Raw genomic sequence first — 23,374 nt, forward strand, 5'->3', positions numbered from 1 at the left:
GGGGGCAGCGCACAGCTTCGTACCGTCGCCCGGCGCCGTTCCCGGAGCCGTGCCGTACGGGGCCCGCCGGGCGCACGGGAACCACCCCGGCGGAGGAGCGCGCGCCGACGCGCGGGCCACCGGCCGCGCGGGGGCGTCGCCGGCGCGGGGCGGACGGGGCGCCTGCGCGGGGCGGATCGGTCGCCTGCGCGGGGCGTCAGTAGATCCGCACGCCGCGGTCGATCAACGGCTCCGGGTCCGTTCCGCGCTCCGCGCAGCCCGTCGCGTGGCGTACCGCGAGGGAGCCGAGGTGCTCGAACACCGGGTCCGAGGAGTCCGTCCGGTGCCAGGCCACCAGCCGTACGACCGCCCGCGCGCGGGCGGCGCCCAGCCCGGCGAGCACCCCCCGCGTCAGGGCCCTCTCGTAGCCCTCGTCGTACTCCGGCCGCCACACGGCCGCGTCGAACTCCACCGACGCGGGCTCGCCTTCGCCGGCCGGCTCGAAGTCGAGCTCCACCCGCCCGTACGTCGGCGCGCAGTTGCCGCGGCTCTGCGGCGACAACACGCGTACGCCCCGGACCGGTACCGCCCACATCGCCGCGCCTCCGCTTCTCGAAATCCGCCCGCGCACGCGCGGAAGACCGCTCCGGGCGACCCACCGCACGAAGTCCCGCCCGCGAACCGTCCCCCGAATCCTGCGGGGCGCCCCACCAGGTAAGTATGCTCAAGCAATGTCTGACACGACCGAGACCTCACCCGGCTGGCTCACCGACGACGAGCTCGAAACCGCCCGGGCCCGGATGCCGATCCTGTACGTGGAGGCCGTGCCCGTACGCGTCGACGACAGCGGCGAAGTCACCAGCATCGGGCTGCTGCTGCGCATCGGCCCGGACGGAACGGTCAACCGGACCCTGGTGTCCGGCCGGGTCCTGTACCACGAGCGGGTCCGCGACGCGCTGTTGCGTCACCTGGAGAAGGACCTCGGCCCGGTGGCGCTGCCCCGGGTGCCGGCCGCGCTCCAGCCCTTCACCGTCGCCGAGTACTTCCCCACCGCGGGCGTCACCTCGTACCACGACCCGCGCCAACACGCCGTGTCCCTCGCCTACATCGTGCCGGTGAGCGGTGACTGCCGTCCCCGTCAGGACGCCCTCGACCTGGTGTGGTTCAGCCCGCAGGAGGCGGCCTCCCCCGCCGTGCACAGCGAGATGCCGGGCGGGCACGGGGTCCTGCTGAAGCAGGCGCTGGCGCACGTGGGACACATTTACTGACGCCTCGTCCGATCCGGCACCGGCCGCCCCGACCCCCGCCCTCGTCCCCGGCCCCGGGTCCCGCCACGGGATCCGGGGCCGGGGCGATCGGGCGGCCGTCGGCCGTCGGTCGTCGGTCAGGAGCGCGTCGCGGCCAACCAGATCTGGAGCTCCACGTCGCCGTCGCCGACGAGGACGTACTCCTGGAGGACCAACAGTCGCTCGCCGACGCGCCAGGTCGAGGACCGTTCCCCGTCTCCGCAGCGGAGGTACTCGGCCTCGGTCGGCGGCAGGGCGGGCCCGTACCGGTCGGTGAGGCGGGCCGTGAGGGTCTCGAACACCTCCTCGAAGCAGGCCTCCGCCCGGTCCTGGAGCCAGGGGTACTCCGCCAGGACCTCCGCCCGGAGGAAGGCGCTCGCGACGCGGTGCATCGCGCCCTGCCGCACGTCGTCCCGCTCGTCCTCGTCGAGGGCCTCGATGTCGTAGGGGTCCTCGGTGCGGTCGAAGATGAGGGAACGGGGTCGGAAGGAGCGTTCCGGCCGTGCCAGGAGTTCCCCGGCGACGGCGACGGTGTCCCCCCGCCAGGACGGGCCGTGGTCCACGTACAGGTCGGCGTCGGGGGCGAGGTAGGGCCAGGCGCGCGGGAAGGTGTCCGGCCCGGCCGCGCCCTCCCACGTGGTCCGGCCCGCCGCGTCGCGCAGCGACACGGCGGCGCCCGCCTCGCCGGGCACCACGCGGCACACGTCGCGGCCGTCCCGGTCCACGTGGACGACGGCCCCGTCGTCGGTGACGAACGGCGCGAGCCCGTGGACCTCGTCGAAGCCGACGACCCAGGCGTCGTCGTCGGTCAGCGGCTCACGATGGTCGCAGGGCGTGAACGAGCCGTCCGTGCGCAGCACTCCCCAGCGCTGCGACGCGTCGTCGCGGGCGACGGCCGCGCCGCCGCGGGAGAAGGCCTCGGTCCAGCTGTAGCGCCGCTCGATCGCCTCCGCCCCGGTGGCGTCGACGTAGCCGCGGGTGTAGCCGTCGCCCACCTTGAGCAGGCCGCAACCCAGGTACCGGTCCATCTCGTCGGCGGACCGGATGACCAACTCGCCCCGGCTGTCGACGAAGCCGGAGAACGAGGCGCCGATCCGGCCGCCGATGACGTACGCGAGGCCGTTCTCGTCGAACGGCTCCAGCATCCGGAAGGACGGCTCGACGATCCACTCGCCGCGGACGTCCACCAGCCCCCACAGCTCGTCGATCCGCACGGGGGCCGCGCCGCCGGCGCCGTAGGGGCGCGCCCCGTCGAACCGGGCCTCGACGACGAGGTTCCCCTCGCGGTCGACGTAGCCGCAGCGGCCGCTGTCGGCGAGGCGTACGCCCGCCGTGCCGAGGGGGCCGAAGGGGCCGGCGGCCCGGAAGCCGGGGGCGATGACGAGGCGGCCCGTCGGATCGACGTAGCCCGCGCCCTCCTCGGTGGTGACGACGGCCAGCCCGTGGTGGAAGGGTTGCGCGTCGGTGAACCGGGCCGGGACGACGTGGGCGCCCGCGGTGTCGGCGTACCCCCACAGGCCCGCCGTCAGGAACCGGGAGAGGCCCTCCCCGTCGAACGGGCCGGCCCAGTCGAGGTCGAACGCGGCGAGCGGGCGGCCCGAGGCGTCGAGGTGGCCCCACCGCCCCGTCAGGTCGGCGGCGGGGGCGACGAATGCGCCCCGGCCGTCCGGGTGGAAGGGGCCGACGTGGCCGAGGTCGGGCGGGCGTATCAGCGCTCCCGATCCGTCGACGAGCGCCCACCTCCTGCCGAACGGGTCGCGGCCGTCCACGGGGACGGCGTACGGCGCGGGCGGCGCGGGGCGCGGCGGGGTCACGGGGGCTCCCGGGGTCGTGCGGGTGGGCGGGGTGCCCGTCCGCCGGCGCGGCGCGGGCCCCGACCGAGGGGTACGCGGCCCATTGTGCGCGAGGGGTCCGACAGCGGGTGGGGTGCGGCGGGGCACGGGCGGGGTACGCCCCGGTGCGGGCGATATTCGGTGCCGCGCCGGGCGGCGAGGGGGCAGACTCACGGCATGGCGGACATGTGGGCGTTCAGGGAAGCCGTCGGGGACTGGGCGGCCGGCGGCCCCGACGCGCGGGCGCGGGACCTGGCGGTGCGGCTGGGGCTGCGGACGGCGGTCCTGTTGGAGGGGCTGAGCGACCTGGCGGCCGTCGAGGCACTGGCCGCCGCGCGCGGCCGGGACCTCGCGGCCGAGGGGGTGTGCGTCCTGTCGATGGGCGGCGCGATGAACGTCGGCCGCTATGCGGGCCTGCTCGGCCCGCCCGGTCTGGGCCTGCGCCTGACCGGACTGTGCGACGTGCGCGAACTGCCGTACTACGAGCGCGGTCTGGAACGGGCCGGCGCCCCGCGCACGGGCGTCTTCGTGTGCGAGGCGGACCTGGAGGACGAACTCGTCCGCGCGCTGGGCGCGGACGCGGTCGAGGAGATCTTCCGTGCCGAGGGCGACCTGCGCGCCTGGCAGACCCTCCTGCGCCAGCCCGCGCACCGGGGCCTGTCCCGGGACGGGCGGTTGCGGCGTTTCCTCGGCACGAAGAAGGGGCGCAAGATCCGCTACGGCCGGCTGATGGTGGAGGCCCTCGACCCGGCCCGGGTGCCGGCTCCGCTCGACGACCTCCTGGCGAGCCTGTGACCGCCGGCCGCGCCCGCGTGACGGGATGTCCCGCGTGACGGGATGTCAGCGGGCGGCGGCCGCGAGGCGGGCCGCGAGCCCGTCGAGGATCAGCTCCAGGCCGTAGCCGAACTCGGCCCCGTACTCGTATCCCGGGCGCAGCACGTGGTGTTCGGCGAACTCCGCCAGGTGCGGGTACTCCCCCGTGGGGAAGCCCTCCAGGAGCTCCCCGACGGCCTCCTCCACGTCCTGCGGGGCGAACGGCAACGCCGCCTCCGTCAGGGCGAACCCGTAGACGTAGCTGTCCAGCAGGGAGTACGCGTGCGCCGCGAGGGCGTACGGGAACCCGCCGCGCCGCAGCACGCCGAGGACCGCGTCGTGGTGGCGCAGGGTGGCCGGGCCCGGGTGCGCGCGCGATTCCAGCACGGCGGTGGCCCAGGGGTGGCGGGCCAGCACGGCGCGGGCGCTGTGCGCGCGCCGGCTCAGCGCGGCGCGCCAGTCGGGGCCGTCCGGCGGCAGCTCGATCTCGGCGAAGACGGCGTCGACGATGCCGTCGAGGATCGCCTCCTTGTTCGGGACGTGGTGGTACAGGGACATCGGCTTCACGCCGAGGCGCGTCGCCAGCGCCCTGATCGTCAGTGCGGCGACGCCGCCCTCGTCCGCGAGCGCGACCGCCGTCCCCAGGACCCGGTCGCGGCTGAGGGGAACCTGCGCGCTCACTGCTCTCCGTCCCGTCGGGGGGTGGGTTGACTTCCGGGCCCAGGCTACCGTACTAAGTAAGTCGTACTTAGTACGGTAGAGATCGACGCCGGCCCGGGCGGCCGGGCGGACCGTGAGGATCGGGTGGTGGCGATGGGCGGCGCGACGGGCGGCGCGACGGGCGGCGCGATGATGAGAGCGGTCGTGCAGGTGGGTTACGGGGGCCCGGAGGTGCTGGTGCCCACCGAGGTCCCCCGACCCGAGGCGGGCCCCGGCCGGGTGCTGCTGCGGGTGCGGGCGGCGGGAGTGGACCGGGGCACCTGGCACCTCACGGCGGGCCGCCCGTACGCGGTACGGGCGGCGCTGGGCCCGCGCCGCCCGCGCGTGCCGGCGACGGGGCTGGACGTGGCGGGCGAGGTGGTCGCGCTGGGCCCGGGGGTGTCCGGGTTCTCCGTCGGCGACGCGGTGTTCGGCACGGCGCGCGGGGCGTTCGCCGAGTACGTCGCGGCCCGCGCCGACCGGATCGCGCCGAAGCCGGCCCGGCTGGGCTTCGAGGAGGCGGCCGTGGTCGCCGTGTCCGGGCTCACCGCGCTCCAGGGACTGCGCGACGCGGGGCGGGTGCGGGCGGGGCGGCGGGTCCTGGTGACGGGCGCCTCGGGCGGGGTGGGCACGTACGCCGTGCAACTGGCCAAGGCCTTCGGGGCGGAGGTGACCGGAGTCTGCGGCCCCGCCAAGGCGGACCTGGTGCGCTCGTTGGGCGCCGACCACGTCCTCGACTACACCCGCGAGGACGTCACCGCCGGCGGGCGGCGCTTCGACCTGATCCTGGACCTCGCGGGGAGCGCCCCGGTCGCCCGGCTGCGCCGGGTGTTGGAGCCGGACGGCACGCTGGTCGTGGCGGGCGGCGAGGACGACGGCGACTGGCTGGGCCTCGGCCGGCAGTTCCGGGCGCTCGCCCTGTCGCCGTTCACCCGGCAGCGGCTCACCATGCTGATGAGCCGGCAGAGCCGGGCCGGCCTCGACGACCTGGCGGCCCTGATCGAGGCGGGCTCGTGCGCCCCGGTCGTGGGGGCGGTGTTCCCGCTGGAGCGGGTCCCGGACGCGCTGGCCCTGCTGACCGACGGCGGGGCGCGCGGCAAGATCGCCATCACCGTCTGACGGGATCCGCTCCCCCGCCGCGCCGCCCGATCGGCGCCGCTGTGACGACAGGGCCTACGGCACCTCGGGGGCCACGCCGGGGCGTTCGCGCCAGAACGCCCCGGACGTCGCTCGGCGCACCAGCATCAGGACCACGCCGGCGCCGGTCAGGAAGAGCGCGATGACCAGCGGGGCGCCCAGGCCGAACCAGGCGGTCGCACTGGAGGCGTTGCCCGGGTCGGCCATGTCGACGACGGACTCCACCAGCAGCCACAGCAGCAGGGCCGAGCCGAGCAGCGGGCCCGCGCCGAGCAGCAGGAAGGGGCCCGGGCCGCGCAGCAGTCGACGTCGGTACCAGACGGCGCAGGCGATGCCGGTGAGGGCGTAGTAGAAGGCGATGAGCAGCGACAGCGCGGTGAGGGAGTCTGCGAGGGCGTTCTCGCTGATCCGGTGGATGACGACGTACCAGACGGTCGCGGCGGCGGCGACCCACCAGGTGCCGGTGCCGGGCGTGCCCCGGCGGGCGTCCACGCGGGCGAACGCGGCGGGCAGGGCGCGGCGGCGGGCCATGGAGAGGGCGGTACGGGAGGCCGGGATGATGGTCGTCTGCGTCGAGGCCAGGGCGGACGTGGCGACCGCGAGGAGCAGGACCCAGTCCCAGTCGCCGAGGACCTCGCGGGCGAGGGCGGCGAAGACGTCCTCCTCGGCGTCGGCCTGTCCGGCGAGGTAGGCGGTGCCGGCGTAGGCGACGACGGCGAAGGCCACGGCCAGGTAGGTGACGAGCAGGACCACGGTCGACCAGATGCCGGCCCGGCCGGGGGCGTTGGCGGGGTCCTTGGTCTCCTCCGTCAGGTTGACGGCGGATTCCCAGCCCCAGTACGCGAAGACGCCGAGCAACAGGCCTCCGGTGAGGGCGGATCCGCCCGCCCCGAAGGGGTCGAGCCAGCCGACGGACGGGCGGACGGCGTCCAGGGAACCCGTACCGGCGTACACCCGGTGGACGGCGACGGCGGCGAACACGACGAGGCAGACGACCTGGAGGAGGACGAGCACGTTCTGGACGCGGGCGGACACCTCGGTGCCGCGTACGCAGAGCCAGGACATGAGCAGGATCAGCGCGACGGTGAGGGCCTCGCGGACCCACGGGTCCTCGGCCGGGCCGTCGGCCCCGACGGCGAGCAGGCCGAAGCCGACGGCCACGTCGGCGAGGGAGCCCACGACGAGCACTCCGGTCATCGCGATGGCCCAGCCGCCCAGCCAGCCGGTGGTGGGGCCGAGGGCGCGGGTGACCCAGGAGAAGGTCGTGCCGCAGTCGGGGTCGGCCCGGTTGAGGAAGTGGAAGGCGGAGGCGATGAGCAGCATCGGGACGAAGGACGCGAGCATCACCCCGGGGGCGTGTACGCCGACCAGGGCGACGAGGGGTCCGATGACGGCGGCCAGCGAGTAGGCGGGCGAGGTGGCGTTGAGGCCGATGGCGAGGGCGTCGAGGAAGCCGATCGCGTCGGGTTTGAGGGTGCCCGCCGGGGCGGTGGGGGCGGCGGTGACGGTCGTACCGCCCGGGTCGGCCGGGTCGGCCGGTGCGGCCGTGGCCGTGGCCGTGGCGGCTCGGGGGGTCGTCTCCGGCGGGGTGTCTGCGGCCATCGTCCCTCGCTGTGCTGGGTGCGGTGTGCGGGCCGCGCCGTGGCGGGCGCGGTGTGAACAGGGCGTGAACTGCGAAGAGGAAACCCGCGCGGGCGCCAAGGGGTCAATGGTGTTGGCGTAAGGGTCCGGACGGCGGGGCCGGTCAGCGGGGCCGCGGGCCCTGGAGCCGGGCCTCCGCGCTCGCGAGCAGCATGTCCAGGGCGACGGGGTAGGCGCTGTGGTTCATCCGGGCCGCGAGCAGCCTCTTGGTCGCGGCGATGTGCGGGTACTCCTCGGCCGGGAGGTGGGCGTAGGTGGATTCCCACTGGCCCTCGTCGGAGGTGCGGGAGGGTTCGGCCAGGGCGAGGGAGCCGGCGTCGAGGGCCGCGAAGGCGAGGCTCTGGTCGATGAAGGCGTGGTAGATCAGGACCGCCTCCGGGTCGGGGAAGCCCGCGGTGCGCAGGATGCCGAGGACCGCCTCGTCGGCGGCGATCTCGCGGGGCCGGCCGGTGACGCGCCCCGCGGTCAGCACGGCGGCCTGGGGGTGGGAGAGGTAGGCGCCGTGGATGCGCAGCCCGAGTTCCCGCAGGTCGTGGCGCCAGCGGCCGGTGGCCTCCCAGCCGTCGAGGGCCCGGCCGATCAGCTCCTCGCCGATGGCGAGGGTGAGGCCGTCCATGCCGTCGAAGTACCGGTAGAGGGTGCTGGGATCCGCGCCGAGGGCGGCGCCGAGCCGGCGCGCGGACAGGCCGGCGCTGCCGTGTTCGCGCAGCATGCGCAGGGCGGTGTCGACGATCAGTCGCTCGGACAGGACGGTGCCCTGTCGGGTGGGCCGCCGCCGCCGGCGGGCTTCCTCGGGGACCACGGGCTTCGCCATCAGGTGCCTTCCTCCCTTATGCCAACACCATTGACCTTATCTCGCGGCCCCGGCTTTCATCCCTCCCATGAGGCGCGGATCTCCGCGGACCTCGTCGAGAGAGGTTTTTCGTCATGCGTGTTCTGCTTGTGGGCGCCGGTGGCGTCGGTACCGCGATCACCCGGATCGCGGCCCGCCGGGAGTTCTTCGACGGCTTCGTGGTCGCCGACTACGACCTGGCCCGCGCCGAGGCCGCCGTGGCCGCGCTCGGCGAGGCCGGCGGCGGTCGGTTCCGGGCCCGGCGCGTCGACGCCTCGGACGAGGCGGCGGTGGTCGCGCTCCTCACCGAGGAGGGGTGCGACGTCCTGCTGAACGCCACCGACCCGCGCTTCGTGATGCCGCTGTTCGAGGCGGCGCTCGCGGCGGGCAGCCACTACGTGGACATGGCGATGTCGCTGTCCCGGCCCCACCCCGAGCTTCCCTACGCGCGGTGCGGGGTCAAGCTCGGCGACGAGCAGTTCGCGCGGGCCGACGCGTGGGAGAAGTCGGGCCGGCTGGCCCTGGTCGGCATGGGCGTGGAGCCGGGCCTGTCCGACGTCTTCGCCCGGTACGCGGCCGACGAACTCTTCGACACGATCGAGGAGATCGGCATCCGCGACGGGGCCGACCTGACGGTCGAGGGACACGATTTCGCCCCGTCCTTCAACATCTGGACGACGATCGAGGAATGCCTGAACCCGCCGGTCGTCCACGAGCGCGACCGGGGCTGGTTCACCACCGAGCCGTTCAGCGAGCCGGAGGTCTTCGACTTCCCGGAGGGCATCGGACCGGTCGAGTGCGTGAACGTCGAGCACGAGGAGGTGCTGCTCGTCCCGCGCTGGGTGGACGCCGACCGGGTCACCTTCAAGTACGGCCTGGGCGAGGACTTCATCGGCAAGCTGAAGACCCTGCACGCGCTGGGTCTGGACTCCACCGAGCCGGTCACGGTGCGCGGCGCGGACGGCACCCCGGTACGGGTCTCCCCGCGCGACGTGGTCGCCGCGTGCCTGCCCGACCCGGCCACGCTGGGCGACCGGATGTCGGGCAAGACCTGCGCGGGAACCTGGGTGAAGGGCACCAAGGACGGCCGGCCGCGCGAGGTGTACCTGTACCACGTGGTGGACAACGGGTGGTCGATGCGCGAGTACGGTTCGCAGGCCGTGGTGTGGCAGACCGCGGTCAACCCGGTCGTGGCGCTCGAACTGATGGCCGGCGGGGTGTGGGCGGGATCGGGCGTGCTCGGCCCGGAGGCCCTCGCGCCGCGCCCGTTCCTGGACCTCCTGACCGCCTACGACTCCCCCTGGGGCCTGCGCGAACAGGGCTGACCCTCCCCCTCGCCCGACACCGGACCGGCGCCCCCGCCCCGGGGGCGCCGGCCGGTCCCCCGTACCGCCCGACGCCCCACCCGGGCATCATGGGTGCGTGGACACACCCAAGGCTCCCCCGGCCCCGTCCCCCGAGGCACCCGCGGCCCCGAGCGACCGGGCCTGGGACGCGTTGACGCCGGCCCGCGCCGGCTACCTGGCCGGCGTGCCGCCGCACTACGACGAGGTCCTCCACGAGGTGGCGGAGCGGGCCGCGCGCTCGGGCAGCCTCGGCAAGGCGGACATCGCGGCGCTGGTGGTCTGGAAGAGGCTCTCCGCACGGACCCCGTGGGCCGCCGAGCTGATGTCCCAGCCCGACTCCGCGGTCCGTGCGGTCACCGAGCGGGCCGTCTCCGCCGTCCGTGACACCGGCCGGTCCCGCGCCGAGGCCGCCCGCGCGGGGCGCGCCGCCCTCGGGGAGCTGCCGGGCTTCCGTACGGGGGACGCCCTGGCCTCGGCCGTCCTGACCGCGGCGGCGCCGGGTCGCATGGCCGTGTACGACCGCCGCGTCCAGCGGGCCCTCGACGCGCTCGGGCTGCTCCTCACCCCCGCCCCCGGTCGGTACGGGCGCTACCTGCGGCTTCTGGACGAACTCCTGGAGCACGGCGGGGAACGCTCCCTCGGATGGACCGTGCGGGATGTCGACACCGCGCTGTACTGGCTCGGAAGGGAGGGCGGGACGCCGCGATCCGGTTGAGGGAACGGCGTGTTCACGTCGTGCACGGCTGTCCGTCGCCCGGCGACGGTGCGCCCTTCACGCGGGGGGTCGAGTCTTCAGCCGCCATTGCCGCACACGTGTCCGACCGACCGCTGGAGACCCCTGGTGGACCCTCATCGTCCCGATCACCCGTCCCGCCCCGCTCGCCCCGTCGCGGCCGCCCTCGCCCTGACGGCGGCGTTCGCGGTGCTCGCCGGCCTCGTCTGTGCCGCCCCCGCCGCGGCCCAGGGCCCCGGGGGCGACCGGTTGCCCGCCGTCACCCCGGTGGCGGAGACCGCCACGCTGTTCGACGACCCCGAGGGCGGCAACGCCAACGCCGACGACCCCGCCATCTGGCGTGACGACGCCGACCCCGACCGCAGCCTGGTCGTCGCCACGGCCAAGGAGGGCGGGCTGCGGGTCTACGACCTGGCCGCACGCCAGGTGCAGGCGCTTCCCGCGCCGGCGGCGCCGGGTCCCGACCACGCGCCGGGCCGGTTCAACAACGTCGACCTGGTCCACCGGATGCGCCTGTCCACCGGTCGGGCGGACCTCGCCGTCGTCACCGACCGGGGCAACGACCGGCTCCGCTTCTACCGCATCGACCGCGACCGTCCCGGCGGCCCGCTGACGGACGTCACCGCGCCGACCGCCGCCCCGGTGTTCTCCGCCTCCCAGGAGGAGATCGACGGGCAGCGCACCGCGTACGGCCTGGCGACCTGGACGGACCGGGCCACCGGCCGCTCCTGGGCGCTGGTCAGCCGGCGCCACGAGACCCGGATCGCCCTGCTCGAACTGATCGCCGCGCCCGGCGGCACGGTGGACTACCGCCCGGTGCGGACCCTGGACCTGCCCTCCTCCTTCCGGCTGCCGAACGGCTCCTCCTGGACCCCCTGTGGCGATCCCGGCGAGGGCCCGCAGGTCGAGGGCATGGTCGTCGACCCCGCCGACGGCACCCTCTACGCCGGCCAGGAGGACGTCGGCGTCTGGCGGGTGCGGGCCGATCTGACCTCGAAGCCGGTGCTCGTCGACCGGGTCCGCGCGTACGGGGTCCCGGCCGTCTACGACGAGGCCCTCGAGGAGTGCGTGCCCGGCGCCGACCCGGGCTTCGGCGGGCGCCGGCTGTCCGCGGACGTCGAGGGGCTGACCATCGTCGACGAGGGGCGCGGCGAGGGCCGGCTGATGGTGTCGAGCCAGGGTGACGACACCTTCGCCTTCTACGACCGCGACCGCGAGGAGGGCAACGCGTACGAGGGCGGCGTACGGATCACCGCCCGTTCCCGGGACCTCGACGGCTCCGAGGAGTGCGACGGGGCCGCCGCCCTGAACCGGCCGCTCGGGCGCGCCTTCCCCCGCGGCCTCCTCGTGGTCCAGGACGGCCACGACGGTCCCGAGGACGGACCGCGCACCGCGACGGGCTTCAAGTTCGTGGACCTGGGCCGGGTCCTGGACGCCCTGGACGACTGACCGCCCGACCGGTCGGCCGCGGGGGCGTACCGGATCGGACCGGTACGCCCTCACGGGCGTGGTGGCGGGTCACGGTCCGGACCCGACGCGGCGCGCGACGACGGCCGGCGTCCACAACACCGTTGCCCCGGCGCGGGTTTGGGACTCGGACCCCGCAGCGGGGTGACCGACGGGGGCCTTGATCGTTCAGCAGGTCATGATCGACATCAAGAAGTTCGACCTGAAGAAGCCCGCTCTCCTGATCGCCGCCTGTGCGGTCACCCTCTTCGCCGCCGCGCCCGCGTTCGCCGAGGTCCACAGCCAGTGCGGTCGGTACATCTGTGTCATGACCGCGCACCACAACCGGTTCGTGCAGGACATCACCGTCCAGACCAAGGACGGCCTCCCCGGGACGCTGCGCTCCTACTGGGGCGACTTCCACTCCTCGAAGGTGAGGGCGGCGAGCCACCGGTGGGCGGTCGGCTACGAGCAGGCCGGGGCCAAGCTCGTCTGCGGCGGCCTGGAGCGTGACGGCCGGGTGATCGAGGACGGCATCTGCGTGACGATCTGACCCCACGGCCCCACACACCCACAGCCCCACACACCCACGACCGCACGACCCTGTGTCGCCCCGCCACCGCGGCGGGGCGACTTCCCCGTGACGGCGTCAGTCGGCGGGCGCGGCGCCCCGTCCCCCGGGGTGAAGGTCACCGGCAGGCTCTCGGGTCCGCGCAGCCCGCCGGCGCGGTGCGGGATCTCCCGCTGCGGCACCGCGAGGGCGAGCCCGGGGAGCCGGCGCAGGGCGGCGTCGATGGCGATCCGCCCCTCCAGCCGGGCCAGGGGGGCGCCCAGGCAGTAGTGGATCCCGTGCCCGAACGCGAGGTGGGCGTTGTCCCGCCGGGTGATGTCCAACCGGTCGGGTTCGGGGAAGCGCGCCGGGTCGCGGTCGGCGAGGGCCGCTCCGATCAGTACGGTCGCACCGCGCGGGACGCGTACGCCGGCGATCTCGACGTCCTCGCGCGCGAAGCGGGCGATCCCGGGGCTGACGGGGCCGTCGTAGCGCAGGAACTCCTCGATCGCCCCCGGCATCAGCTCGGGGTCACGGCGCAGCAGGGCGAGCTGGTCGGGGTGGGCGAGCAGCAGGGCGATGCCGCCGCCGATCAGGTTGACGGTGGTGACGTGGCCGGCGACCAGCAGCAGGAACACCATGGCGACGAGTTCGTCCTCGGACAGTCGCGCCTCCTCGTCCCGGGCTGCGATGAGGTCGCTCAGCAGGTCGTCTCCGGGATGGGCCCGCTTGGCGCCGATGAGGTCGGTGATGTAGGCGCGCATGTGCCGCCACGCCTCGTCGACCACGGCGGGGTCGGGGGGCTCGGCGCCGCGCATGAGCATGCGGTTGGTCCAGCGTCCGAACGCGTGGCGGTCGTCCGCGGGGACGCCGAGCAGTTCGCCGATCACCGTGATCGGGAGCGGCAGGGCGAATTCCTCGACGAGGTCGGCGCGGCCGGTCGGGACGACCGTGTCGAGCAGCCCGTCGGCGATGGCCCGGATCCGGGGTGCCAGGTCGGCCACCCGGCGGGCGGTGAAGGCCTTCGCGACCAGGCGGCGCAGGCGGGTGTGGTCGGGCGGGTCGCTGCGGAGCATGTTGCTCAGCATCGACGCGCGTTCCGACGCGGGCAGCTGTGCCAGGAGCCTGGGGTCGGAGGCGTCCCGTACGTCGCTGCTGAGGCGGGTGTCGGAGAGGGCCGCGAGTCCGTCCTCGTAGCGGGTGACGAGCCAGGCCTCCAGGCCGCCCGCGAGGACGGCCCGGCGGACGGGGCCCTCCTCGCGCAGGCGTCTGTAGAGCGGGAACGGGTCGGCGACGAAGGCCCGGTCGGCGTAGGGCAGGACGGTCGGCTGCTCGCTCATGTGGCCTCCCGGAGTGGAGCGTCCCCGGTGGGGACGGGCGCGTGGGTTCGGTTCGCTCGTCCGATTCCCTTGTCCGGTTCCCTTGGCGGATTCCCTTGTCGGGTTCCATTGTCGGGTCCCGGGTCCGGGGGCGCCCTGGTCAGCGAAGCGATTCCTTCGGGGGGCGCTCGCGCAGGGCGCCGTAGGCGAGGAAGTAGGCGGGCACCCGGTTCAGCCACCGCGACTCGGTGATGAGCTCGGTCAGCCGTTTGGCCCGCGCCGGATCGTCGAAGGCGACGCGGCCGGCCAGCAGAGGCTCGATGACCTGGGTGTGCGCCAGGCGCTGGAGGCCCTGGGTGGCCACGGTCGTGGGGAGGCGACGATGCTGCACGCGGCGTACGTCGCGCAGCCCCACGGTGCCTGCGAGGAGCGGGCGCACGAGGTGGCGGGCCGCCGCCACCGCGTCCTGCACGGCCAGGTTGATGCCGATGCCGAAGACCGGCGACATGGCGTGGGCGGCGTCGCCGATGCACAGCAGCCCGGGTCGGTGCCAGCGGCGCAACCGGTCGAGTCGTACGTCGAGGAGTTTGACCTCGTCCCAGGAGGTGAGGGCGTGGGTCCGGTCGGCGAGCCAGGGGACGGCGTCGGCGAACTGGGCCGTGAAGCGGTCCAGGCCCTCGGCCCGCCGCTCGACGTCGGTCCCCTTGGGGATGAGGCCCGCGCACTGCCAGTAGTCGCCCCGGTCGATGAGGGCGGCGAAGAAACGCTCCCCCAGGCCTCCCACGAGCCCGCTGGGGTCGTCCTCGTGGCGCGGGATCCGAAACCACCAGGCGTCCATGGGGCAGGGGAAGCTCTCCAGCCCCAGTCCGGGCAGGGCCCGCGCCAGGGAGCCGCGGCCGTCGCAGGCCACGGTCAGCGCGGCGCGGATCTCGCCCGTGTCGCCGTCGGCGGTGCGGTAGCGCACGCCGGTGACCCTTCCGCGTTCGATCAGGAAGGACGTCGCCTCGGTGTTCATGCGCAGGCTGAAGGACGGCTCGCGGGCCGCCTCGTCGGCGAGCAGGTCGAGCAGGTCCCACTGGGGGACCATCGCGATGTAGTTGTACGGGCCGCGCAGCGCCCCGATGTTCCCGACGGTGACGAGGGACCGGTCCGGGCCGATGGGCAGCTGTACGGAGGTCACCCGTCGCTGGGGCAGGCGCGCGAAGCGTTCCGCGAGGCCGATGGTGTCCAGCAGCGACAGGGTGGAGGGGTGGACGGTGTCGCCGCGGAAGTCGCGCAGGAAGTCCCCGTGCTTCTCCAGTACGGTCACCTCCACCCCGGCCCGGGCCAGCAGCAGGGCCAGCACCATGCCGGCGGGCCCGCCTCCCACCACACAGCAGGCCGTTCGTTCCACGGCGACCACTCCCTTCGCGACGTCGGGCACTCCACCGAGGACGTATACCGCACCGGGCGCGGCGAAGGGAGGCAGCCACGACGACACGCGGCGCGCGATCGCCTTGTGGCGGGGGGCCGTTCGGGGCAATCTGGGCGGCCCGGGGAGGGAGGGTCCACATGGGCGGGGCGGTTGGGTCGGTGTCGATCGCGGTCGCGTGGCTGCTGTTGGCGCTCGCGGCGGCCCTGCGCGTGCGGGGCGCCCGGTCGGCGGGGCCGGGGCCGCTCGGCGGGACGCCGTCCCCGGTCGCGGTGGGGTTGCTGCGCGGGGGTCCGCTCGGGGCGTCGCGGACCGCGTGGGTCGAGCTGTACCTGGCCGGGGCGGTGGAGCCCGGGTGGCGCCGGACCGTACGCTGCGTCACCTCCCACCCGCCGAAGGGGTGTTCCGAGGTGGCCCGCGCGCAGCACCGCGTGCTGTACGGCGAACGGCACCCGGCGGCGCTCCGGCGCGCCGATCGGGTGGAGGGGGCCGTCCGAGGTCTGCGGCGGGAGCTGGAGCGGGCGGGGCTGATGGTGTCCGCCGGGCGGACGTGGACCGTACGGGTCCTGCTGATCGGGGTGTTCGGCGCGGCGACGGCCGGGGCGTGCGCGAGCACCGTCGCGGCGCCGGCGCTCTGTCTCGCGCTGCTCGCCGACGCCGCCGCGGCGGCGTTGTGGGTGGGGTCGCGGCGGACGTGGCGCGGTGCGCGCCTCCTCGCGCGGATGCGCCGCGAGCGGCCCGGCGTACGGGCGCCGGCCGGGGCGGGAGCGGACGAACTGCTGCTGCGGGTGGCCCTGTTCGGCGCTCCGGCGCTGCGTGCCGGGCTGCCCCGCTTCACCGGGGAGAGCGGGCTGCTGACCCGTCCGCCGAGGCGGGCTCCGGACCGGGGAGGGGGCTCGGGGGACGCGTCGGCAAACTGCGGCGGGTGTGGCGGCTGAACCCGTCCGGTGCGGCCGGGGCGACAGGGGGCACGCGGGTGGCGGGCGCGCGGAGGTGCGGGATCGGTCGACAGCCCCCCACTTTTAGGACATTTGTTCGTATTTCGAGGGGAATCGCGGCTTTCGAGCCCGAGAATGTCATCGGGGTGGCGTGAGCGCCCGGAGTGACGAGCGGGGACGGGTGAGGGGCGTGTCGGGATCGATCCGGCGACGGGTGGCGGTCGGCTGGGCGGGGCTCGTCCTGGTCTCGGGCGGGGCCACGCTCGCCCTGGAGAACTCCTCCGACGCGGCGAACTCCCCGGATTCGACCGCCTATTGGGAACGCGGTACGCCGCCGGACGCCGCCCCCGATCCCACCCCCTGCCCCTCCCCCTCCCCCGGCCCCGAAGCCCGTCGGGTCGGGTGCGCGTACTGGGAGCGCGGGTAGCGGGCGGGGGCACCGCCGGAGCGGGGCGGGGGGCGTCGTCGACTCGGCGCCGTCGACTCGGCGCCGTCGACTCAGCGCCGTTCGAAGACGACCTCGGGGTCGGCGGCGGTCGGGCCGTCCAGGCGGGGCGCGGGCAGCCCCTTCAGGTGCCGGTCGAAGAAGTCCCCGGTGTACGCGCGCGTGATCCGCTCGGAGCGGGTGCCCGACAGCGGGGTCTCGGGGTGCGCGTAGCCGACCTGGTCACCGAGGACGGGCCAGTCCGTGAAGCCGGGGTGCCCCATGCCGGTGACGGTCAGCCACCGCTTCCAGCCGTCCATCCGGGGCCAGGCCTTCGCCCAGCTGTCGTCCTCCAGGTCGGGGGGCAGCAGGGCCGGGTCGCCGCCGAGGAGCAGGAAGGGGCGCCCGCCGAGTCCGGTCTCCGGGAGCGGGGTGAAGAAGGTGCCGTCCATGTTGACCCCGGCGTCGACCCTCCGGTCGGCGGCCATGGCCGCCGCGGCCGAGGCCCCGCCGATGGAGTGGCCGGCCATGCCCACCTTGCGGGCGTCGATGATCCGGGAGTGGCGCCAGGCGGGACGGTCGCCCGTGAGCCGGTCCAACAGGAACGTCACGTCGAGGGCGCGGGCGTCGGAGACCCTGCCGAGCGAGCGGTCGGGGAAGACCTGGGTGCAGGCCGAGCAGCCGAGGAGCCGCCCGCCGGGGAAGGTGGTGCCGTCGGACTCGTAGGCGTGGTCCAGGGCGGCCACCACGTAGCCGCGCGAGGTCAGGTCCTCGGCGAGCGTACTCAGGGAGGAGCGGGGCAGGGTGAATCCGGGCGAGAGGACGATCAGCGGGTAGGGTGCGCGCGCCCGGCGCGGTACGGCGCCCTCGCGGGCGTGGGTCCGGGTCGCGGCGACCTGTTCGGGCGTCACGTGCCGGCCGAGTTCGCCCCGGTCGACCAGGAGCGCCCTGGCCTCGTCGAGGGTGGTGTAGGGCGCCGGGCTCCCGGTGCCCGCCACCGCCGGGTAGTAGAGGGACACCATCAGTTCGCGGTCGGCGGTCGGCACCCACGGGTCCTTGCGGGCCGGGTCGACCAGGTGCAGGGTGTCGCGGCCGACTCCGAAGGGCCCGGTGGGGCGCGGGAGTTCGAGGCGTACGGCGCTGCCGGGGGTGCCCTCGACGCCGACCGGCGCGGCCGGCGGCTCGGCGACGGCGACCTGGCCGCCCGCCAGCACCAGGCCCGCCGCCAGGCCCGCGGCCATGCGGATGATCTTCTTCATGAACGCACCTTAAGGCACGTTAGGTTAGCCTCACCTAATCAATTTCCGAATGGCCGGAAACCGCCGACTCACCGGTCGCGGCGCCCCTCCAGGGCCCGCCACTCGGGGGCGAGGACCGCCCAGGCCTGCGCGTCGTGGCGGACCCCGCCGACGGTCCACGCCTCGCGCCGCACGCCTTCGAGCGTCATGCCCAGCCGCCCGGCGACCGCCGCGCTCCGCTCGTTGTCCGCGCGACAGTGCCACTCCGCGCGGTGCACGGCCCGCTCACCGAACGCCCAGTCCAACAACACGCCGCAGGCCTGCGTGACCAGGCCGCGCCCCTCGCCGGCCGGCTCCGTCCAGCAGCCGACCTCGCAGGTGCCCGCGGCCGCGTCGAAGTCGGTGAACATCACACCGCCGACGAGCGTGCCGTCGGCGAGCCAGATCCCGTACAGCCGGGCGCCGTCCGCGGCCTGGCGCTCGGCGTAGCGGCTCAGCGTGCCCCGCGCCCCTTCGACCCCCTCGGTCACGAAACCGGCTCCGACCCACGGGCGGATGTGCTCACGGGCCCGGTCCATGTGGGCGGCGAACTCCTCGGCGTGCCGGACTTCGAGCGGGCGGAGCAGGGCCCCGCGACGCAGGGGGAGGGAGAACATCGGACCCACCCTTCGCACACATGACGAGAGATACGGTTCTGTACCGTCGCAGCATGCCACGTACCGAGCCCCCGACCTGCCCCCCGGCGCGTCACGCGCGCCTCCCGGACGACCACCTCGCTGCCTTGGCCGCCGGCGGGGTGACCCGATGACCGCTTCCGTACCGCCACCGCGCCTCCCCCGGCTCTTCCTCGACGTGGACGGGCCCCTCATCCCCTTCGGCGCGCCCTCCGGGACGTACCCGACCCACCGCCTGCCGGGCGATGTCCTCGACCCGCCCGCCAACCCCCTGCTGAGCAGGATCGATCCGGCCCACGGGCCCCGCCTGGCGGCCCTGCGGTGCGAGCTGGTCTGGGCCACGACGTGGACGGCCGACGCCAACGCGTGCGTCGCGCCCCGCCTCGGCCTGCCACCCCTGGCCGTCGTGCACTGGCCGGACGATCCCGAGGCCGAGGCCCGGGACCGGCGGGCGGGGCTGCACTGGAAGACGCGCACCCTCGTCGGGTGGGCCGCGGGGGCGCCGTTCGTCTGGGTGGACGACGAGGTCACCGACACCGACCGGGCCTGGGTCGCGGCGCACCATCCGGGGGCCGCCCTGCTGCACCGCGTCGACCCCGTGCGCGGGCTGACCGGGGGCGACTTCGCGGTGGTGGACGCCTGGTTGGAGGGGCGCGCCTGACACCCGGGCCGCCCGTTCGACCGATCGTGCGAACGGGGGCCGCCGGTTTCGGGGTGCGGGCGCGGGGCATCGTCGCAGCGGAGGACCACGGCGCTACGTACCCCTGGGAGCATCCGATGTGGCAGACCAGCGAGTTCGCGGGCGAGCACGAAGGACGGCCGGCGGCGGTCCTGGCCGACGGGAGCGAACCGAAGCCGCTCCTCTTCGACCTGGGCAGCGGGGCCGACTTCGACACGAGCACCGACTGGTGGGACTACGACGGCGCGCACGGCACGCCCCTCGCCGAGAGCGTGCGGGCGGCCTGTTCCTGCGGGTGGCGCGGCGACCGGCTCCACGCCGTCGACTGGGCTCGGGTCGGCAACGACCTTCCGCTGCCCTTCTCGTTCGACACGGACGGCCCGTTGGGCGAGTGGCGGGAGCACGTCGCCGGGGTCGAGGCCCGGGCGGTGCCGCTGCCGGAACACGTACGGGACCTGCTGGAACAGGTCACCGCGGAGCTGGAGGCCCTCGCCGACACGGGTCCCCTCGCGGCGCTGCGGGCCGTCGCCGCGCTGGAGCGCACGGGCGCTCGCGTCGCGGGGACGGCCGCGCACTACCTGGGCCAGGACGAGGTTCCGGTCGAGCGGGTGGCCACCGGCCTCGGGATCAGCCCCGGCGCGGCCCGCAGCCGGCTGAGCCGCTACGGCTCCTGAGCGGCGGGGCGGGCCGGCCCGCCAGGCTCACCCCAGGACGAGCGGGAAACGCACCCGCGCGTCGCGCAGTTCGGCCCGCTGGGCGTCGGTGGGCGCGCCGCGGCCGGTGCCGATCAGGAGCACGTCCCGGTCCGTGAACGACGGGGGGAAGGCCGCCCCGCCGATCCGCTCCAGCAGGGCGCGGGCCCGCGCCAGGCCCTCCGCCGGCGGCCGGATCGGCGCTTCGGGGAGGTGGGCGATCAGGTCGAGGTGGTGCAGCGTCCATTCCAGGACGTAGGCGCCGAGGTAGTCCCCCGTGGTGAGGACCTCGTCGCGGGTGGCCACCCGGGCCCGCGGATCGGCGAGTTCGGCGGCGCGCCCGGCGGCGGAGCCGACGTCGTCGAGGTGGAACCTGAGCAGGTGGGGGTCCCCGTACGCGGCGGCCAGTCGGACGGTGAGGGCGTCGAGCGGGTCCTCGCCGGTCGGGGGCCGGTCCTCGACGTGCCAGTAGCCGACCGCGTCGACGGTGGGCTGCGTCGACGCGGGGGTGGCCAGGGTGATCAGGACGTCCTGGGCGTCGATGACCAGGTGGCACACGAGGTCCCGGACGAGCCAGCCCGCGCAGCCCGACGGCCGGGCGAAGTCCGGGTCCGGAGTCTCGGCGACCGCCGTGCGCAGCGCCGCCCAGGAGCGGGAGAAGAGGTCCACCTCGGCAAGGTCCATCGCGGCACCGTAGTGCGGCACCCGCACGGCGGACAAGCACGGTCACCCGGCGCGGACCGGCGTGTCCGCGGCGCCCAGTACCGCGAGCTCCGCCGGTGACAGGGTGAGCGTGCCCGCCGCCGCCGAGTCGCGCGCGGAGGCCGGGCGACGGGCGCCGGGAATCGGGACGACCACGGGCGACTGGGCCAGGTGCCAGGCCAGGCAGACCCGTTGCGGGCTGACGCCGCGGGCGCGGGCCAGGGCGCGGAAGGGGCCGCCGACCGGTGGTACGGGGTCGTCCGGGTCGTCGACGGCGCTGGGCGAGAGGCCGCCGAGCGGGCTCCACGGCAGGAAGGCCAGGCCCAGTTCGGTGCACAGGTCGAGGGTGTCGCGGGTGGAGGGGTGGGCGGGAGAGAACCGGTTCTGCACCGACACCAGGCGGGAGCCGAGGATCTCGTGCGCCGTACGGATCCGCGCCGTGTCCACGTTGGACAGGCCGACCATCCGGATCGTCCCGGCGTCGGCCAGGTCCCGCAGGGCGCCGACCGATTCGGCGAAGGGGACGGCCGGGTCCGGCTTGTGCAGCTGGTAGAGGCCGATCGCCTCCACGCCGAGCCGGGCCGCCGAGTCCTCGGCCGCGCGGCGCAGCCGGCGCGGGTCGCCGTCGACGGTCCACGAGCCGTCGCCGGGCCGGCCCCGGCCGCCCTTGGTGGCCACCAGGACCTCGTCGGCGGCGGGGTGGCCGGCGAGGGCGCGGGCGATCAGCCGTTCGTTGTGGCCGCGTTCGTCGGCGTGCCACTGGTAGCAGTCGGCGGTGTCGATCAGTCGTACTCCCGCGTCGAGCGCCGCGTGGAGCGTGGCGAGGGCCTGCCCGGTGTCCGGGCGGCCTTCCACGGAGAGCGGCATCGCGCCGAGGCCCACCGGGCCCACGGCGACGGAGCCGACGGTACGGGCACGGGCCGTCGGGTCGTGCGTCATCGGCGGGCCTCCCGTACGACGCGGGGCAGCCAGTCGGTCACCGAGGAGAACGGGAAGCCCAGGCGGGCGGCCCGGCCGGTGTCCATCGCGTAGCCGCGGTCGAAGGAGTACGGGGAGACGGGCTCGCCCGGCCGTACGACGGTCTGCGGCGCCCTGCCCGCGGCGCGGCCGATCTCGGCGCTCAGCTCGTGGACGTCCAGCGTCCCGCGCGAGGCCGCGTTGACGGGGCCGGTGAACGTGGCCGCGGCGGTCCAGGCGAGGAAGCGGGCGATCTCCGGCTCGTGGACGAAGGAGGCGGGGCGCGGCGCGGCGTGGACGACGATCGGCAGGCCGCGTTCGATCCGTTCGACGTAGTGGGCGAGGCGCCCGGTGAAGTCGTCGCCGCCCAGGACGTGCGCGGTGCGGACGGCGGCGAAGTCGAAGGCCGCCCGCCGGGTGAACACGGCTTCGGCCTGGCGCTTGCCCTCGCCGTAGTGCTCGTCGAGGAAGGCGGCGTCCGTCCAGGGCAGGTGCGGGTCCACCGGGACGGCGGCCGGGTCGACGGCCTCCTCCGCGAAGGCGGGGCCCGCGGCCGCCCCCGGCCGGGCGAGCGCCGCGTAGACCTCGACGGTGGAGGTCATCACGTAGCGGCGGGTGCGCCCGGCGAAGACGCGGGCGGCGACGGCCGCCTGGCGCGGCGAGTAGCAGACCTGGTCGACGACGACGTCGAACGAGCGGCCCGCGAGGACCGCGCGCAGCGCGTCCTCGTCGTCGCGGTCGGCGCGCAGGTGGGTCACGCCCGGCGGGGCCGGTGTGGAGCCCCGGTTGAGGACCGTCACGCGCGCCCCCGCGTCCCTCAGGTCCTCGATCAGCCGGCGCCCGAAGTAGCGGCTGCCCCCGATCACACACACGTCCATGGCGCGTACCCCGTTCCTTCGGATCGCTGCTCGTCTTCCGCCGTCGGCCCTCGCGGCCCGGTGACGGCCCCTTCGGCCCGGTCCGCTCCGGGAGGGCCTCGGTGATCAGTCTCGGCGGCCCGGGTCGGCAGCGGTAGTGTCGATCACCGCACCTCGCCACAAGGAGAACTGTTGATCGACGTCCAACGTCTGGCCGTGTTGCGCGAGGTCGCCCGCCACGGCAGCTTCAACCGCGCGGCGTCGGCGCTGCGCTGCACCCCCTCGGCCGTCTCGCAGCAGATCGCGGCGTTGGAGCGCGCGCTCGGGTCGCCGGCGGTCGAACGCTCCACGCGGGGCGTCACGTTGACCCGGGCGGGCCGCCTGCTGGTGGAGGCCGCGGACGCCATCGCCGCCGAGCTGGCCGACGCCCAGCGGCGCATCGACGCGCTGGCGGCGCGGCGGACGTCGCTCACGGTGGCGACGTTCGCCAGCGCGGGCCGGCGGCTGTTGCCCCCCGCGCTGGCCGGCTTCGTCGAGGACCATCCCGAGGTGGAGTTGACGATCCTGGAGGCGGAGCCGGAGGAGAGCCTGCCCGCCGTCCGCGAGGGGAGGGCCGACCTCGCGCTGGCCTACCACTTCGACGGGCCGCCGCCCGCGCGGCCCGGCGACCGGTCCGGCCTGGACTGGACCCCCCTGGGCGAGGATCCGCTCCACGTGGTCCTGCGGCGCGACCACCCGGCCGCGGCCCTCTTCCGGGACCGGCCGGAGCCCCCGCACCTGGCCGAACTCGCGGACGAGCGGTGGATCCTGGGCTGCCGCAAGTCGGCGGACCAGCTCGCCCGCCACGCCGAACTGGCCGGTGTGGAACTGCGGATCTCGTGTACGGCGACGGACTACGGGTTCGCCCAGGCGCTCGTGCGGGCCGGCGTCGGGATCGCGCTGATCCCCGAGATCGGCCTGAGCCGGGACCCGGAGCTGCTCTCGCTGCGGCCGGCCGCGCCGAGTCCGCGCCGCCTGCTCGGGCTGGCGCTGTCCCGCCGCCGGCGAGGCGCGTCCGCCCTGCTGGCCGAGGACCTCGCGGCCCGGCTCACGGCACGGGAACGGTGAGGCGGGGCCGGGGTGAGCGGGCCGAGGTGAGCGGCCCGAAGTGCACGGGCCGGGGTGAGCGGCGCCGGCGGGGTGGCCCCCG

23 protein-coding genes and 1 pseudogene are annotated in these 23,374 nt (G+C 75.4%); 12 read left to right on the top strand and 12 right to left on the bottom strand.

What is annotated here, in order from left to right; genetic code table 11:
* Window positions 1–196 precede the first annotated feature (196 nt).
* Window positions 197–574 (bottom strand): hypothetical protein, encoded by a 378-nt coding sequence (locus ACZ6ZI_RS33810; RefSeq protein WP_469527450.1) that lies wholly within the window; start codon window positions 572–574, stop codon window positions 197–199.
* A 136-nt stretch (window positions 575–710) separates the two neighbouring features.
* Between ACZ6ZI_RS33810 and ACZ6ZI_RS33815 the strand changes: the two genes are divergently transcribed.
* Complete coding sequence (locus tag ACZ6ZI_RS33815) at window positions 711–1,247, top strand: NUDIX hydrolase family protein (RefSeq protein ID WP_469527453.1); 537 nt, start codon at window positions 711–713, stop codon at window positions 1,245–1,247.
* 116 nt (window positions 1,248–1,363) lie between these two features.
* Here the strand turns inward: ACZ6ZI_RS33815 and ACZ6ZI_RS33820 are convergent, their stop codons facing one another.
* Entirely contained in the window at window positions 1,364–3,079 is a 1,716-nt protein-coding gene (locus tag ACZ6ZI_RS33820; RefSeq protein WP_469527455.1) for a WG repeat-containing protein, read from the bottom strand.
* 195 nt (window positions 3,080–3,274) lie between these two features.
* On the opposite strand from ACZ6ZI_RS33820, the gene ACZ6ZI_RS33825 reads away from it, so the two are divergent.
* Entirely contained in the window at window positions 3,275–3,892 is a 618-nt protein-coding gene (locus tag ACZ6ZI_RS33825) for a TOPRIM nucleotidyl transferase/hydrolase domain-containing protein (protein WP_469527457.1), read from the top strand.
* A gap of 45 nt (window positions 3,893–3,937) precedes the next feature.
* Here the strand turns inward: ACZ6ZI_RS33825 and ACZ6ZI_RS33830 are convergent, their stop codons facing one another.
* Window positions 3,938–4,591 (bottom strand): TetR/AcrR family transcriptional regulator, encoded by a 654-nt coding sequence (locus ACZ6ZI_RS33830; protein ID WP_469527461.1) that lies wholly within the window; start codon window positions 4,589–4,591, stop codon window positions 3,938–3,940.
* A 132-nt stretch (window positions 4,592–4,723) separates the two neighbouring features.
* On the opposite strand from ACZ6ZI_RS33830, the gene ACZ6ZI_RS33835 reads away from it, so the two are divergent.
* The gene (locus ACZ6ZI_RS33835) at window positions 4,724–5,728 is read left to right on the top strand and encodes an NAD(P)-dependent alcohol dehydrogenase (RefSeq protein ID WP_469527564.1); all 1,005 of its coding nucleotides are present in this window, start codon (window positions 4,724–4,726) and stop codon (window positions 5,726–5,728) included.
* A 54-nt stretch (window positions 5,729–5,782) separates the two neighbouring features.
* Here ACZ6ZI_RS33835 and ACZ6ZI_RS33840 read toward each other — a convergent pair whose 3' ends face one another.
* Entirely contained in the window at window positions 5,783–7,348 is a 1,566-nt protein-coding gene (locus tag ACZ6ZI_RS33840; RefSeq protein WP_469527464.1) for an APC family permease, read from the bottom strand.
* Between the two features lie 142 nt (window positions 7,349–7,490).
* Entirely contained in the window at window positions 7,491–8,201 is a 711-nt protein-coding gene (locus ACZ6ZI_RS33845; RefSeq protein ID WP_469527466.1) for a TetR/AcrR family transcriptional regulator, read from the bottom strand.
* A gap of 113 nt (window positions 8,202–8,314) precedes the next feature.
* Between ACZ6ZI_RS33845 and ACZ6ZI_RS33850 the strand changes: the two genes are divergently transcribed.
* The 4 genes from ACZ6ZI_RS33850 to ACZ6ZI_RS33865 all read left to right on the top strand — a co-directional run bounded on the left by ACZ6ZI_RS33850 (window position 8,315) and on the right by ACZ6ZI_RS33865 (window position 12,297).
* Window positions 8,315–9,544, top strand: coding sequence for a saccharopine dehydrogenase family protein (locus tag ACZ6ZI_RS33850; protein WP_469527468.1), 1,230 nt, complete (start codon window positions 8,315–8,317; stop codon window positions 9,542–9,544).
* A gap of 97 nt (window positions 9,545–9,641) precedes the next feature.
* Window positions 9,642–10,280 carry a hypothetical protein gene (locus ACZ6ZI_RS33855; protein WP_469527471.1) on the top strand — a complete coding sequence of 213 codons (639 nt, stop codon included), beginning with the start codon at window positions 9,642–9,644 and terminating at the stop codon, window positions 10,278–10,280.
* Between the two features lie 126 nt (window positions 10,281–10,406).
* The gene (locus ACZ6ZI_RS33860; protein WP_469527473.1) at window positions 10,407–11,747 is read left to right on the top strand and encodes a phytase; all 1,341 of its coding nucleotides are present in this window, start codon (window positions 10,407–10,409) and stop codon (window positions 11,745–11,747) included.
* 178 nt (window positions 11,748–11,925) lie between these two features.
* Entirely contained in the window at window positions 11,926–12,297 is a 372-nt protein-coding gene (locus ACZ6ZI_RS33865; RefSeq protein WP_469527477.1) for a hypothetical protein, read from the top strand.
* 116 nt (window positions 12,298–12,413) lie between these two features.
* Here ACZ6ZI_RS33865 and ACZ6ZI_RS33870 read toward each other — a convergent pair.
* Window positions 12,414–13,634, bottom strand: a pseudogene (locus ACZ6ZI_RS33870) (cytochrome P450 family protein); the annotation flags it as partial.
* Window positions 13,635–13,773: 139 nt separating this feature from the next.
* Window positions 13,774–15,006 (bottom strand): FAD-dependent oxidoreductase, encoded by a 1,233-nt coding sequence (locus ACZ6ZI_RS33875; protein WP_363058468.1) that lies wholly within the window; start codon window positions 15,004–15,006, stop codon window positions 13,774–13,776.
* Window positions 15,007–15,164: 158 nt separating this feature from the next.
* Between ACZ6ZI_RS33875 and ACZ6ZI_RS33880 the strand changes: the two genes are divergently transcribed.
* Window positions 15,165–15,962 (top strand): TIGR04222 domain-containing membrane protein, encoded by a 798-nt coding sequence (locus ACZ6ZI_RS33880; protein ID WP_469527480.1) that lies wholly within the window; start codon window positions 15,165–15,167, stop codon window positions 15,960–15,962.
* Window positions 15,963–16,152: 190 nt separating this feature from the next.
* Window positions 16,153–16,389 carry a hypothetical protein gene (locus tag ACZ6ZI_RS33885; protein WP_469527481.1) on the top strand — a complete coding sequence of 79 codons (237 nt, stop codon included), beginning with the start codon at window positions 16,153–16,155 and terminating at the stop codon, window positions 16,387–16,389.
* Window positions 16,390–16,460: 71 nt separating this feature from the next.
* Here ACZ6ZI_RS33885 and ACZ6ZI_RS33890 read toward each other — a convergent pair whose 3' ends face one another.
* Together ACZ6ZI_RS33890 and ACZ6ZI_RS33895 are read right to left on the bottom strand one after the other, a co-directional pair.
* A complete protein-coding gene (locus ACZ6ZI_RS33890; protein WP_469527485.1) occupies window positions 16,461–17,645 on the bottom strand; it encodes an alpha/beta hydrolase family protein in 1,185 nt (394 codons plus the stop codon).
* Between the two features lie 68 nt (window positions 17,646–17,713).
* Window positions 17,714–18,280: a GNAT family N-acetyltransferase gene (locus ACZ6ZI_RS33895; protein ID WP_469527487.1), complete on the bottom strand. Its 567-nt coding sequence runs from the start codon at window positions 18,278–18,280 to the stop codon at window positions 17,714–17,716.
* A gap of 148 nt (window positions 18,281–18,428) precedes the next feature.
* Here ACZ6ZI_RS33895 and ACZ6ZI_RS33900 point away from each other — a divergent pair, with 148 nt between their 5' ends.
* Both ACZ6ZI_RS33900 and ACZ6ZI_RS33905 read left to right on the top strand, forming a co-directional pair.
* Window positions 18,429–18,959 carry an HAD domain-containing protein gene (locus ACZ6ZI_RS33900; protein ID WP_469527490.1) on the top strand — a complete coding sequence of 177 codons (531 nt, stop codon included), beginning with the start codon at window positions 18,429–18,431 and terminating at the stop codon, window positions 18,957–18,959.
* Between the two features lie 116 nt (window positions 18,960–19,075).
* Entirely contained in the window at window positions 19,076–19,651 is a 576-nt protein-coding gene (locus ACZ6ZI_RS33905; RefSeq protein WP_469527491.1) for a hypothetical protein, read from the top strand.
* 27 nt (window positions 19,652–19,678) lie between these two features.
* Here the strand turns inward: ACZ6ZI_RS33905 and ACZ6ZI_RS33910 are convergent, their stop codons facing one another.
* From ACZ6ZI_RS33910 to ACZ6ZI_RS33920, 3 genes are read right to left on the bottom strand one after another with little or no spacing between them, the layout of a single operon-like run.
* Window positions 19,679–20,338 carry a maleylpyruvate isomerase N-terminal domain-containing protein gene (locus ACZ6ZI_RS33910; protein WP_469527566.1) on the bottom strand — a complete coding sequence of 220 codons (660 nt, stop codon included), beginning with the start codon at window positions 20,336–20,338 and terminating at the stop codon, window positions 19,679–19,681.
* Window positions 20,339–20,395: 57 nt separating this feature from the next.
* Window positions 20,396–21,310, bottom strand: a complete 915-nt coding sequence (locus ACZ6ZI_RS33915; protein ID WP_469527494.1) for an aldo/keto reductase — start codon at window positions 21,308–21,310, stop codon at window positions 20,396–20,398.
* The gene (locus ACZ6ZI_RS33920; protein ID WP_469527496.1) at window positions 21,307–22,206 is read right to left on the bottom strand and encodes an NAD-dependent epimerase/dehydratase family protein; all 900 of its coding nucleotides are present in this window, start codon (window positions 22,204–22,206) and stop codon (window positions 21,307–21,309) included. Before ACZ6ZI_RS33920 ends, ACZ6ZI_RS33915 begins: the two co-directional genes overlap by 4 nt.
* A 171-nt stretch (window positions 22,207–22,377) precedes the next feature.
* Here ACZ6ZI_RS33920 and ACZ6ZI_RS33925 point away from each other — a divergent pair, with 171 nt between their 5' ends.
* Entirely contained in the window at window positions 22,378–23,292 is a 915-nt protein-coding gene (locus tag ACZ6ZI_RS33925; RefSeq protein WP_469527499.1) for a LysR family transcriptional regulator, read from the top strand.
* Window positions 23,293–23,374 lie beyond the last annotated feature (82 nt).

The organism is Streptomyces sp. NPDC103540 (assembly GCF_055584445.1).